This window comes from Microcoleus sp. Pol12A5, assembly GCF_036701435.1.
GTDB lineage: Bacteria > Cyanobacteriota > Cyanobacteriia > Cyanobacteriales > Microcoleaceae > Microcoleus.
Window position 1 is genome coordinate 51,344 of the sequence record NZ_JAUBQU010000029.1, and the last position, 13,533, is coordinate 64,876.

Sequence of the window (13,533 nt, forward strand, 5' to 3'; positions counted from 1 at the left end):
CCTCTTCCTTCTGATTAATTATTCGGTCTTGAGCGCATTCACGAACTCCCACTTGCCACCTTTAACAACATTTCCTGACATTGTAGTCAAGCTCGTGTCGCCATTGGTGTCAAAACTCCAAGTGCCGAGTACCCCGTTAAAATCTTTAGTGGCTAATACAGCTTCGCGGATAGCAGCGCGGTCATTTTTGCAAACTTTATTAATTGCGCCGATCGCAACTTTAGCAGCTTCATAGGCGTAAGCTGCATAAGCTTCCGGTTCAGCATTATATTTTGCCTTGTAACTTTCGTACCACTTCGCACCGACACCAGTCAATTCTTGAGGAGGCAAGCCGCCAAAAGTAGCGTAAATTCCTTCGGCATCTTTGCCCGCCGCGTCAATTAAAGCTTGCTCTTTAATGCCGTCGGGTCCCATGAACTTAACTGCATCAGCCGCCATCCCGACATTTCTCATGTCTTTAATTATTTGTCCGGCATTGCTCTGAGTAGTGCCACCGAAGTAAATCAGGTCGGGATTTAAAGCTTTGATCTTATTCATTAACGCCTTGTAGTCGCTAGCTTTAATATCAATTCCCTCTCTTCCGAGGACTTGAATTCCCAACTTTTTAGAAGTTGCTTCAAAAACATCAGCGATGCCTTTGCCGTAGAGTTCTTGGTCGTCGAGAATGTAGACTTTTTGCACGCCCAAAGATTTCGCCCAGTTGGCAGCTACAGCCCCTTGAAGGTCGTCAGCGGGGACAACGCGGGTGAAATTGCGAGTGCCTGCGGGATAATAAACGTTGGGTTCTTTGGCTTCGCCTTTTCCTGGTTTAGTCAGTCCCGGATAAGTGTTGGCCGGACTGATCATGACGATGTTAGCTTGGTTGAGCACGGGAATGGAAAGTTTCGCGGCACCGGAGTTATAGTGACCGATGACGGCAACTACCGAACCGTCAGCGACGGCTTTGTTGGAGTTCGACGTTACTTGGGCTGGGTCCCATTTGCCGGCGGCGGCGGTGGCGTCATCGTAAACTTCGTATTGGATTTTGATTTTGCCGTCGCAAGCTTTGGAATCGGTTTCGGCGAGTGCTTGTTGGATGCCGTTGACCATTGTTTGAGCTTGGCCCAAGGCGCTGCCTGTCATCGGCAGCATGGAGACAATTTTGACAGTATTTGGGTCTCCGGGGCTGCTGACTGCGACGGGAGTGGCTGCGGGACTGGTTCCGGGGCTGCCTCCGGGAGTTGTGGCGGTGGGTGCTGGAGGATTTTGACAGCTAGCGCACAGAGAGGCTATTCCGGCGGCAAAAAGTAATTTCCGCAATCCTGCGACGCCGAGATTCTGTGTTGAGTTGGTTTTTGGGGGTGTGGCACTTTTGCCCCCTGATTTCTGGGAAAAGTTCATAGGTTGGTTTGTTTGTTGCTTGCGTTTTAGCATATTTTCACTCTGTAAGTCTGTAAGTCAAGAGTTAGCACAGATTTTCAAGTTTTACTTGAACTATTCAGACACACCACTGCAACAAGCTGTTTCTCTCGTTCCCGTGCTCTTCCTGGGAAGGCGTACCGAGCCAGCAAACGAGGCAGAGCCTCGCTCAATGGGTTTCCAGGATCTTCCGGGGAAGCAGTTAAAACCAATTAAAACCAGTTAAATCAGTTAAAAACTAAAAGGGAAAGGAAAATACAGATTTCCTTTCCCTTTCTCAACCCTCCAGCGTCAAATCAGGTTGATTGCGAGATTAAAGACGAATCTTTTTTTTCTTTTGATCGATCGACACTAAAATCTTCATAGTACGATCGCTCAGTATTCACATCCCACAAATCGTGCTTTTCGCCGAGAATATTTCTCACAGCCAGCATTCCCGTCAGCATGGAATGGTCTTGGTTGTTGTATCGGTGCATACCGTTTCGCCCGATCGTCTGCAAATTCTCAATTCCCTTCACAAAACCTTCAAGTACCTGCAAGTGTCCTCGATATTCGCCATCATAGACTGGATAAGCTTTGGGTTGGCGTATGACAACTCCATCTTCCACCTCGGCAGTTGTTGCTAAACCCAAACCAACCAACTCGCGAGTTGCTAATTCGATAAGTTCCGCATCCGACATTTCCCAAACGTCGTCGCCTACGCTACAGAAATATTCCATTCCTAAACAACTTTTGCTGGCGTCGGGAACTAAAGCGGCACTCCAATTCTTAAAGTTTTGAATTCGTCCAACTTTGACTTCGGGGGAGTGAATGTAAATCCAGTTGTCAGGAAACAAATCCTTGCGATTGACAATCAGCGATACAATCAAAAAATCTCGATATTTGAGCGATCGCGCGGCGTGCAATACCTCTTCTGGCGGCTGCGGTTTCAGTCTTGCTACCAGTGCCGATATCGGCATACTCGTAATGAAATTATCCGCCGAATATTGAACTACTTCTCCGTTTTGCTCCGCAGTAATACTTTTAATCTTATTACCTTCACGCTCAAAGCTAATGACTTTAGTATCGAGATAAACTTTGCCGTCTTTATTCTCCACAGCTTCCGCGAACTTTTCCCACATCATCCCCGGCCCCAAAGCCGGATAATCAAACTCTTTGATTAATGTTTTAGTGTCGTTGCTGCCAAACAAAGCATTAATAATTGCTGTCGTCAGCGACAATCCTTTAATCCGCTGCGCCGCCCAATCTGCTTGAATTTCCGAACAAGGAATGCCCCAAACTTTTTCAGTGTAAGTCTTAAAAAATGTTTTATACAAGCGTTCGCCAAAACGATTGATCACCCACTGTTCAAAAGTTTTTTCTTCCCGAAGCGGCCAAATTCTCACTTTCAGATAACTCAAAATAATCAGCGTACTCTCAATTATGCCCAAATTAAAGAGAGTATTGAAGGCACTGATAGGATAGTTAAAAAATTTACCTTGATAAAAAATTCGCGACAATCGCGGCACTTTAATAAACTCATTTCCCAGCACCTCTTGCCACAACTGCTGCACGGCTTCAACTTTAGTATAAAAGCGGTGGCCGCCAATGTCGAAACGATAGCCTTTGTAGCTTTCGGTGCGAGCTATTCCCCCAACTTTATCACCTTTTTCTAGTACAACAGGGATAATGCCTTGCTTGACTAGCTCGTAGGCAGCAGTCAAGCCCGCAGGACCTGCACCGACGATCGCAACAGGATAATGTTTCACTCAGCCTACCTCCAGCTTTTTTATCAAAACTATACAGTTATTTATAACTTGTCAAAGGGATAGATGCACCCGTGAATACCCTGAGAAACTCTCGATCGATTTGATGTTTAAGTACAATTTGCCTTAATTTATTGAGCCGATACCGGCAACCTAACTTTCCCAGTCACAGGCTTTTTTTGGTATAAGTAGCGACCTGTCCCGATCGCGAATGCCAGTCCGCTGTAAAAATAGAAAAGCCAGTGCCACGGAATAGTTTTCAGGGCAAATAGGATACCGTGTTTACGGTGAAAAAATCTGTAAAGTGGTGCATTAATTGCTACCAGTGGTATAGCCAGCAAACCAGCCAGTAGCAAAAAGCTCAGCGACCAGCAGGTTCCCAAAATTGCCAGCAGGACTGCATAAATTAAAATCACGCTGATGCGGTTTGAAACTTGCAAGTTGAGGTCGTTATTCAATTTGCGATCGCGCCAAATCAGTTCTGTCCAAGGCAGTGCTCGGTAGAAAAAGTCAGCTTTCACCATACCCATAGGTTTCCACCGCTTTAAATGCTTCACCTGCAAGGTTTTGCACAGCCGAATGTTATAACCTGCTTGTTTCAAACGGTAGCCGAACTCAATATCTTCGATCGAAGCTTGGCGGTAACTCTCATTAAAGCCACCCATTTGCAAAAAAATTTCCCGGCGAATCACTCCGCAAGCGCCCCAAAAAGTCGAAGCTTCTTCGTTACCTGTTTGGTGTACGTAGTGATGCAGCAAATTCCTGTACTGCGATAGAAAATCAGGATCTCCAGGAGCATCGTCGTAAGAACCAATGAAAGCAGCTAAGTAAGGATTATTTTTGAACACCGAAATCGCATAGCCCACGGCTTCTGGACAAACAGCGACATCAGCATCCACAAAAAATAGAATATCTCCCTTTGCAGCTTGGGCACCCAAATTCCTTGCCCGCGCTGGCCCCCCGCACTCGGGAATCCTGATGACTTTGGCGCCGAATTCCTTGGCCAGACGCCAAGAACCGTCGCTTTCGCCATCTGCTACTACAATAATCTCGATCGGCCTGGGCACAGCTTGAGCCAGTTTTGACAAACAGGTGCGGAAGTAAGCGCCCCCGTTGTGGACTGGGATAATAACGGATACAGTGGGGTCGGCGGTAGAAATCATTACCTAAATTGTTTAAATTGCAGGGGCTAAAATTTGCTGGAATTTTATTGGTGCTACTTTACGAAGGGTAAAATCAGCTCTACTTTTTTATTTATAACTCGATTTCTGTTTGTCTTCAACTAGATTTTTTTTGGTATTTTCGATTTGATTTTCCCCATTCTTACCTCTATTTTACGCCATATCTTGCTGAGACTGACCTGAGGTAGACAACAGCTTTACAAAATCTTTAAATATATCATTGTTTGTGTAAACTTGGGAAAAAGCCCCAGCAGCATTTTGATGCCGCTGTGTTGCAATGCACAAGACTTTGATTTTATAAGTAAGCACACCGTATAAAATCAAACATCGTTTATACGGACACCCGGAAGCTGTCAGGACTTGCGCGGTACAATTTATTTTAGAGACCTCATCCGCGAGATACTCCTGCACCAAGTCTCGATCGCGACTGCGGACTCAATGCACATTTTATGAGTTTTGGCAATATATTTTAAATATACGTCTTAAAATTTCCGACGTTGTACGATCGAGCTTTGGTAATTTGCTAACATACCCTTAGCCAGCTCCCTGTGAACCAAAAGTTTTACCTAAACCATTTTTTACATTACATGAATTCCTCACAAAACACTTTAAATCAGCCATTAGTTTCAGTCATCATACCAGCTTTCAACGCTGACAATTTTATTGCTAAAACCTTAGAGTCTGTTTTATCTCAAACTTATCAAAACATAGAAGTTTTAGTAGTTGATGACGGCTCTACAGATACAACAGCCGAAATAGTCCAATCTTTTGCTCAAAAAGATAGCAGGCTCAGCTTATTCCACCAATCAAATGCCGGCGTCGCCGTCGCCCGCAACCTAGCAATTGAAAAATCCAAAGGCGAATATATTGCTCCCATCGATGCCGATGATATTTGGTATCCGCAAAACCTAGAAAAACAAGTAAAATGCCTGACTTTCTCACCACCCTCTGTCGGAGTTGTCTATTCCTGGTCGGTTGATATAAATGAAAAAGACTTGCTCACAGGTGGATTTTATAACTCCACCATCGAAGGAGAAGTTTACACATCATTAATTTATAAATATTTTATAGGCAATGCCAGCTCATCTCTAATCCGCCGCGTTTGTTTTGCAAAAGTCGGCGGTTACAACGGCAAACTTAAACTAGAAAACGCTCAAGGCTGCGAAGACTGGGAACTTCACCTCCGCATAGCCGAACATTATCAATTTAAAGTCGTACCAGAATACTTAGTTGGCTATCGGCAGATTGCCAGCAGTATGTCTAGCAACTATGCAGCAATGGCAAAATCTCATTCTTTAATTATGGCAGATATCCTGCAGCAACATCCCGACATTCCCAGCAGCATTTATCGGTGGTCTAGCAGCAATTTTTACATTTACTTAGCTGTCAAAAGCAACCGCAGCGGCAATCACCGGAGTACATTATCTTGGCTGTATCGAGCTTTCAAAGAAGATTTATTAATGGCACTTTTGCGCCACAATTTGTACCTGCTCTTAATAGAAAGTATATTAAAAATAATAGTTACACCGCTAACTGAATCAAGGTTAGAGTTAAAACAAGCATCAGAATCGAGTGAAGGGACGACACTGGCCAGGATTGAGACGCGGACGAAAGCTCACAGAATGTTGCCATCGCAGGTATACGAAAGAATGCGATTTCATAGTTTAGAAAATAGAAAATCTACATCAACCCGACATTAAAAAACCCGGTTTTTTGAAGAAACCGGGTTTTTGAGGAAGCTAGAGAGCGTTTAATTCTGCCTGATTGGTCGATCGAGAATCAGGAAAGAGGGTTAAATAAAAAATATAAATTTTCCCTTTTTCCTTGTTCCTCCTACTTAATTTCTCTAAGCGTGAGAAGCTGTAGGAGTTTGAGCTTGTGGCTGTTGGCCGTCTGGCGCAAGGGATTCCCCTTCAATAAACGAGCGCAACATCCAAGCCATTTGTTCGTGCTGTTCCATCAAACCCGTCAAAAAGTCTGCAGTTCCGTCATCCTTAAACTCTTCACCGCACTGTTCGACGTGCTGGCGGAGATTGCGAATAATCAGTTCGTGGTCGTCAACTAAACGCGATACCATTTCCGTAGCCAAAGGCAAATCACCGATATGTTCTTTAATCGAGCCATACTTCAGAAAACCCTCAGCAGTACCAATTGGATAGCCACCTAAAGTTCTCACCCGTTCGGCCATAGCATCGATATTTACTGTTAACGCCTGATAGTGTTCTTCCCACAACTGGTGGAGCGATCTAAACTGCGGGCCCACTACATCCCAGTGATACTTTTTGGTTTTGATTAACAGCAGATAAGCATCTGCCAGGTCGTGATTCAATAGTTCGATAACGCCTGCACGCTGCTCGTCCGATAAGCCTATGTTTAACTTACGCATTGAAAATTTTTCCTTCAGCTCTAACTTTACATTTATTAGAACAAATTACGCCAGCAACTTACATCAACCCAGAGGACGATCGAAGACAATCGCACTTTAGTAAAATATCTGCTTTTCAGGTTACAGTAATTGCAATATTGATACCCTTAGATAGATGCAATCAAACTTATTGTTCCCAAGCGCCTTTGTTTGGCGATCGCACCGATTGGGCGGCAGGTGAGCCCCCGCTCGATCCCGCTATATAAAAAGGCTGCCCTCTGGTTGTTAGTAAAAATCAAGGAATTTATGTCTTAGTTAACAAACATCTCACACACTTAATTGTGTGGGCTGCTTTAAATGACGACATAGGGGACTTGGAATTAAATATACCCCAGTTATCCTAGAAGGCTAGGAAACAGATTTTCTGACATGAGCAGTGCTGACCTCTGTGATTGTGATGCTAGAAAGGATATTGAGTCAAACCGTTAGATAGACGCTCAAGGATGCTGCCAAGAAACAGAGGGGCGATCGCCGTCGAGACTTTATGGCAAAAGTGGCTGAAGACCCAGATCAAATACAGCCGTGAAACCCTTGGCCCCATCTAGTAGACCGAAAGAGAGAACCTGTTTGCTCGCTTCACCTTCAGCGAGACTTGCGGTGCTGTGACCACCACAGCACTAAGCCGAAGGTATCAACGGCAGTGTAGCGTTTTCGGCTCGCATGAAGGCTTATGTCAAACCCGACACTCTGATGAAGCATCGTTGCAGTGGCAACTGTTTAAACCTGGTTATTAACGGATGGCGCCTCCCGGACAGATAAAAAAAAGCAGTCCTCTGTGTTTGCGCGAAGGAGGAGAAAGAGGGCATTGCAGTTTGTCCTATCTGGGGAATACGGGGTAAAGTAGCGGTAGGAAAGATTTATCCATACTTTTACTAACTGTGGTACTTTCATTGTTAGCTGTAAACCATCATGCGGGAAATCTGCCAGAGCGTGGAAACCATATTTCAACTGCTGTTAGACGAACTCAAAAAGTCCACTCGCGCGTCTGAGCAGAACTGCCAAGATGTAGCAGGGCGACTCGCAGCAGAAGTCAACAGGATATGCACAGAAAGCCAGCGGATTCAAGCCTCTGGAGATATAGAAGGTTCAGCCCAGAGCCTCGCTCAGCACCGCTTGCAACAATGCCTCCACTATTACAATTTAGGATCCGGGCCCGGACGAGTAGAATTGCACAGTACCCTCAGCGCGATCGTTTATCGCTACATCACTCCTCCGCAGGTACAGTCTAGCTATCAGGCGCGAGTAGAACTGATCAAAGATTTTTTGCAAGGATTTTATCTCGAAGCTTTAAAGGCATTCCGGCGCGAAACCCAACTGCCACCCACCTACAGTCCCCGCACTCGCTTAGAACTAGCAGAGTACATGGCCTTTGTAGAGCGCTTCGGCAAGCGGCGCATTCCTTTACCTCGGAACCGCAGCCAGCAACTAATTATTTTACGAGCCCAAACATTTTCCCAGCAGCAGCCCAAAGAAACCTCCGTAGATATGGAACAAGCAGCCGACGGAGGGGCTTCAGATTCCGACCAAACTTGGAACGACACCTCGGTGCACTCGGTGCGGGAAGCGATGGCCGGACAGGGTTCGACGGCAATTCGTCCGCTAGGCGACGAGTCAGAATCTCTGCGGCAAAACGTGATTGACGAATTAGTGGCTTACTTGAAAGAGCGCAATCAACAAGACTGCGCCGATTACTTCGTCCTGCGCTTGCAAGACTTACCGACTAATGAAATAGAGTCGCTTTTGGGCATAACTCCCCGCCAAAGAGACTATTTGCAGCAGCGCTTCAAGTACCATTTGCTCAGGTTCGCCATGTCGCACCGCTGGGAACTCGTTCACCAGTGGCTGGAAGCAGACTTAGACCGCAATTTGGGTTTGCTGCCTTCTCAGTGGCAGGCGTTTGGCGAGCAAATTGGCCCAGAAGGACAGCGTTTGCTAAAGTTGAAACAACAAGGTCTGTCAGAGTCAGCGATCGCGCAAAGCCTCGGCAGCACGGTAGCCCAGGTACAGAAACGGTGGTTTAAATTGCTGGAACTTGCCTGGGAATTGCGAAATCGTTCAGATTCCGGAGAAGGGGCATCTAGTGATGAATAACGAAACGAACAGGGATGCAGAGGCTTTCGATCGCCATTTTTTAGACTGGATATTGCAGGCGCCGATCGCGAATGCCTCTAGCGAAGATGAGGAAAACCTCAATCAGTCCCCTGGCTCAGAAGAGTGGGGCGACACAGAAGAGAATTCCGGGGTGGAATACTGGGAATGGGACGAACCAGACCCGCTGGACTATCAAGTGGGGGCGCACAGCAGTGCACCCGCACAACCGCAGACAATTGGAGAAATACCGACCGTGCAAGACCGTTTTCAGACCTTGTTAAAACAAAGGCTTAGAGCCGAAATTGAATCTAACCCGCCGCTGTTCCCCTGGGAAACAGAATTCAAAAGCTACGACCACGATTACCCAGACGATGTAGCCCCGCAATGGGTTCCTCCCCTACACCTCTGGACTCCCCAACTACAAAATATCAGGTGGGGCCGCCTGCCAATTCCGATCGCCCAAGGGGTTTTTGCTCAACTGCTAGAACCTTGTCAGGAACTGGTAATGTCGTCGCTGCGGCAAGGATCGAAGTTAGTTCGCGCTGTAGATAGCTTGTTTCCGGGCCAGTCTCACGAACTCAACGAGTTAGCTGGTTTAGTGCTTCGAGGTTCTTTGCGGGGACTTCTAGATTTAGAAGATTTCCCGACTTACGAAGCGGCGAGTACCGATCAACAAATGGTGCTGTCGCTGTTGGCCGCGAGGGAAATCATTGAGTCTCTAACTTTGGATTGTCCTGTGAATCAGCCGCCTGTTTCGCGGGAGTGGCTGACTGGTTTGGGTTCGCTAACTCTGGAAGCTCAATACCTGTCGAACCGCAACAGAGAACAGCAAATGCCGTGTTTAAGAGTTGACTGCCAATTTCCGGGGGCAGGAAGTTTGGAACTCAAGGGAGGAGATGCCGAAGCAACTGCACAGCGTCCGAATTCCGGGCATTTAAGTGTGGAGTTGTTTGACCCACAACCGAACAAGACTTATGCTCTAGAAGTTCGATTCCAAAACTTCGAGACTAGACCTTTGATGTTTGCTATTCGTCCAATTTGGGCAGGACAAGATAGCAACTAGAAAGGTCTATTTAGAGTAAATAACTTAGGTTTTTACTCGCTGGTTTGACCTCACACAAAAACAAATGCAATTCCTCGACTACTTTCGTGGAAAGCCAAAAATTTTAGATATTAGTTAAAGCCCGCAGATTCATCGGTGGAGTCAATCTAAAATCTAAAATCTCCAATCTACAATCTACTGCTCGTTGACTTGGATGGGTGCACATGACAACTGATAACCTGCGAAATATACCTATTTTGGGTAAGCTGTGGGAGCAGATTGAGGCCATGCCTCCGCCGGTGATTGAGGATTCTTTACTGCTGCGAATCCTAGTTCAGTTGTTGGTAATTGTGGGAATTGTAGCTACTGACGTTGCTGCTGAAGAAGCCCTGAACCTGTGGGCTGTGCCTGTTAGTATTGTGGGAGCAACTTGGAGTTGGTATCGCCGCCGCGATCGCAATGTCGCTGCTAAGTTCTGCATAGCTATTGGAATGCTGGTGGCGCTGTTCGCTTTTTTTAGCCGCTTGGTGGGAGAATTGAATGATACGCGGTTAGTTTTGGCGCAACTGTTAATCCAACTTCAAGTGCTGCACAGTTTCGATTTGCCTCGCCGCAAGGATTTAGGCTACTCGATGGTAATCGGGCTAATTTTGTTAGGGGTAGCAGCGACTCTCAGCCAAACCTTGACTTTTGCGCCGCTGTTGTTGGTGTTTTTGGCTTTAGCGCTTCCGACTTTGGTTTTGGATTATCGATCGCGCTTGGGATTTGTGAAGCCAGAATCCATTGGCGAAAAAGCACAAGGTAAAGGGAAAAATGAAAGCCTGTCGCTATTTGCTGCTACTTTATCCCCAAAGTATTTTGGTTGGCTGCTGCTGATAACTGTCGGGTTGGGGCTGACTATTTTTGCGTTTTTGCCGCGCCTCCCTGGCTATCAGTTGCGGACTTTTCCGGTGAGTGCTCCTATTCAATATCAGGGGGAGTTTGACTCGCGCAGCATTCTGAATCCAGGGTATGTCAGAGGGGGAAATGAAAAAGGGACTGGCGGAGGAAGGGGGAGAAACCCAGACTCTGGGCCAGGAGAGGTAGACTCTACTTTTTATTACGGTTTCAACCAGCGCATTAATCAAAATTTGCGGGGGGAAATGAAACCCCAAGTGGTGATGCGCGTGCGATCGCAGGCTGCGGGTTTTTGGCGGGTGTTGGGATTCGACAAATACACCGGTCAGGGTTGGGAAATTTCTCGCAACGAACAAGCTCAAAAGGTGAATAGACCTCGCTGGTCTTATCAATTTTATCTGAATCCTTTTCCCAATGCGCCTCGCACTCAAGAGGTGATTCAAAGTTATACTATTGTTGCTCAGTTGCCGAATTTGATTCCGGCTTTAAACAAGCCGAGGGAACTTTATTTTCCGACGACAGAGGTGGCGGTTGATGCCGAGGGGGGTTTGCGATCGCCTTTGGAATTAGCGGAGGGCGTGACTTATACGGTGATTTCAAATGTGCCTTTTCGCGATCGAGCTTTGTTAGGAAAAACTGGTACTAATTACCCGAAAAATATTCGCAAGTTCTATTTGGATGTGCCGCCTAAAATTGCCCAGAAGGTGCGAGAAAAAACTGAAGAAATATTGGCAGCAAGAACTAGAGTATCTCAGTCAGACAGACCGATCGATTCTCCTTACGAAAAAGCTTTGTACTTAGCTCAATATTTAAAGCAAAATCCTAATTACAAAATAGAAAAAGCTTTGCCTTACTTAGAGGAAGGTGAAGATTTAGTCGAGGGTTTTCTGTTTGGTTACAAAAATACCCAGGATGGCAAAAAAGTTACAGGTGGATATCCAGACCACTTTTCGACGGTACTGACAATTATGCTGAGGTCGATCGGGATTCCGGCGCGACTGGCGGGGGGTTTCGATACGGGAGAATTCAACCCATTTACTGGTTACTACGTTGTGAAAAATACCGATGCTTTCTTGATGACGGAGGTATATTTTCCCAATAATGGCTGGTTTGCTTTTAATCCGATTCCCGGTTATCCGCTGATTCCGGCTTCGGTGGAAGACAACCAGACTTTTAGTGCGATCGAATCATTTTGGAAGTGGATCGCGGGTTGGCTACCGACTCCTCTCAGAAGCGGGCTCGATTCAGTCATAGGTTTTGTAATTGGCTGGATAACTTTGATTGTGGGCTGGTTTCTGGGACAGTTTGCTAAGGGCTGGGTGGGGTTATTTACTGGCTTGATTGCTGCGATCGCCTTTGGCTTTATTGGCTGGTTAATTTGGCAACTGTGGCGCAAGTGGCGCCACCGCCGCTGGCTGGCGAAGTTGCCGCCGGTGGAGGGGGTTTATCAGGAAATGCTGAAGGATTTGGCGAGTAGGGGATTTGTCAAGCAGAAAGCTCAAACGCCTTTGGAGTATGCTGAGGCAATGCGCGGCAATCATGCAACTGATGAAGCTGAGGTGATTGATGAAGTTTCGCAAGCTTACGTGCGGTGGAAATATGGCGGCGAAGCGGGTAATTTGAAGCAGTTGCGGCAGTTGGTGGAAAATTTGAGGCGATCGCACTTGAAGAAACTCAAAAAGTTAAGATAAAAATCGGCGATAGAAAGAAACTGTTGGCGAATGTCTGATGGGCCAAACCCCTCAGACATTCGCCGTCCTGAATAGGCAAAATGATGGTTTAATAAGACACCATATTACAGCACTTTCCTATGCTATGAGGTATAGTAGCAGCAATGAGTGAACCAATGTCTTAAATGGTTCGGACTCATCAAATTAAGGGCAACTCCTATGATCCTGCCAATCATCTCTGGGGTCTTGGGAGACAACATTCGCAAAAAAGATTTAAGCTGCGACCACCACATTTCAATAGGATTAAAATCACGAGAGTAAGGGGATAAACAAATAAGCCTTGCACCTACGCTTTCAATCATTGAATTGATTGAGGTTAGTTTATGGGCGGGTAAATTATCCATTACTACTACCGCACAAGAGCCACAACTGAGGGCATAAAAACTTCTTAATAAATACAGAAAATGCTGGACCGTCCATTGAGTCATTCAGGGTCATTAATGCCAGCACTTTCTTAAGACTAATTGCGCGAATAGCTGGGACGAACGCTCCTCCATAAAATGGTTTGATTTCTCCTATTCTTGTCCCCAAAGGAGCATGGGCATGACTTCTAACCAAACGAGCGCATCATGGCTGTTTCGTCTAAAAATATGCTTGTTTTGGGTCTCGATATTTCGGAGTTTTTCCCAATACTCAACTTTTAGTTTTTGTACTCTTTCTGTTCCGGCTTGGCTACTGTACCATGTTTTTTTTCGAGTGAGCCCTAATTTTTTTTGGGGCGACACAGGCGGTCCGACTCACCGATTTTCCAGTCTTCTATCCCCATCATTCACACAATTCGCTCAAAGTAGCATTGGGATGACGAGCTAAAGCATTCTCTCACTTCCGTTTCTGCATCATTTAAATGACTGAATCGGGGTTTTCCCCTCTGTTTGGGAGGTGAATTTTCCTCAGTTTGTTGTTGCTTGACCAGTTTTTGAACTAGACTTTTAGTAACGTCTAAGCGAGCAGCTACTTTTCTCGCTTGACATCTTCTCTGCCAAATGCGCTGTCACTATTTTTGAGCGGAGGTCTCAATAATAGG

Annotated in this window: 9 protein-coding genes; 4 read left to right on the forward strand and 5 right to left on the reverse strand. The window is 46.0% G+C overall.

Features of this window, described 5'->3' with window-relative positions; genetic code table 11:
• Nucleotides 1-18 precede the first annotated feature (18 nt).
• From QUA45_RS10675 to QUA45_RS10685, 3 genes are all read right to left on the reverse strand, one after another.
• Nucleotides 19-1,413 (reverse strand): branched-chain amino acid ABC transporter substrate-binding protein, encoded by a 1,395-nt coding sequence (locus tag QUA45_RS10675; RefSeq protein WP_333220635.1) that lies wholly within the window; start codon nucleotides 1,411-1,413, stop codon nucleotides 19-21.
• A 281-nt stretch (nucleotides 1,414-1,694) separates the two neighbouring features.
• The gene (locus QUA45_RS10680; RefSeq protein ID WP_333100265.1) at nucleotides 1,695-3,146 is read right to left on the reverse strand and encodes an NAD(P)/FAD-dependent oxidoreductase; all 1,452 of its coding nucleotides are present in this window, start codon (nucleotides 3,144-3,146) and stop codon (nucleotides 1,695-1,697) included.
• Nucleotides 3,147-3,274: 128 nt separating this feature from the next.
• Nucleotides 3,275-4,306 carry a glycosyltransferase family 2 protein gene (locus tag QUA45_RS10685; protein ID WP_333220637.1) on the reverse strand — a complete coding sequence of 344 codons (1,032 nt, stop codon included), beginning with the start codon at nucleotides 4,304-4,306 and terminating at the stop codon, nucleotides 3,275-3,277.
• A 605-nt stretch (nucleotides 4,307-4,911) separates the two neighbouring features.
• On the opposite strand from QUA45_RS10685, the gene QUA45_RS10690 reads away from it, so the two are divergent.
• The gene (locus QUA45_RS10690; protein WP_333100263.1) at nucleotides 4,912-6,024 is read left to right on the forward strand and encodes a glycosyltransferase family A protein; all 1,113 of its coding nucleotides are present in this window, start codon (nucleotides 4,912-4,914) and stop codon (nucleotides 6,022-6,024) included.
• 146 nt (nucleotides 6,025-6,170) lie between these two features.
• On the opposite strand, the gene QUA45_RS10695 is transcribed toward QUA45_RS10690, so the two are convergent.
• On the reverse strand, nucleotides 6,171-6,710 hold the full coding sequence (locus QUA45_RS10695) for a Dps family protein (RefSeq protein WP_190663350.1): 540 nt from the start codon (nucleotides 6,708-6,710) through the stop codon (nucleotides 6,171-6,173).
• Nucleotides 6,711-7,658: 948 nt separating this feature from the next.
• Here QUA45_RS10695 and hetZ point away from each other — a divergent pair.
• From hetZ to QUA45_RS10710, 3 genes are all read left to right on the forward strand, one after another.
• Nucleotides 7,659-8,840, forward strand: a complete 1,182-nt coding sequence (hetZ, locus tag QUA45_RS10700) for a heterocyst differentiation protein HetZ (RefSeq protein ID WP_333220639.1) — start codon at nucleotides 7,659-7,661, stop codon at nucleotides 8,838-8,840.
• Nucleotides 8,833-9,903 (forward strand): hypothetical protein, encoded by a 1,071-nt coding sequence (locus QUA45_RS10705; RefSeq protein ID WP_333220640.1) that lies wholly within the window; start codon nucleotides 8,833-8,835, stop codon nucleotides 9,901-9,903. The genes hetZ and QUA45_RS10705 overlap by 8 nt, the downstream gene beginning before the upstream one ends.
• 203 nt (nucleotides 9,904-10,106) lie before the next feature.
• Complete coding sequence (locus QUA45_RS10710) at nucleotides 10,107-12,470, forward strand: transglutaminaseTgpA domain-containing protein (RefSeq protein WP_333220642.1); 2,364 nt, start codon at nucleotides 10,107-10,109, stop codon at nucleotides 12,468-12,470.
• Nucleotides 12,471-12,592: 122 nt separating this feature from the next.
• On the opposite strand, the gene QUA45_RS29160 is transcribed toward QUA45_RS10710, so the two are convergent.
• Nucleotides 12,593-12,937, reverse strand: a complete 345-nt coding sequence (locus tag QUA45_RS29160) for a transposase (protein ID WP_445305303.1) — start codon at nucleotides 12,935-12,937, stop codon at nucleotides 12,593-12,595.
• Nucleotides 12,938-13,533 lie beyond the last annotated feature (596 nt).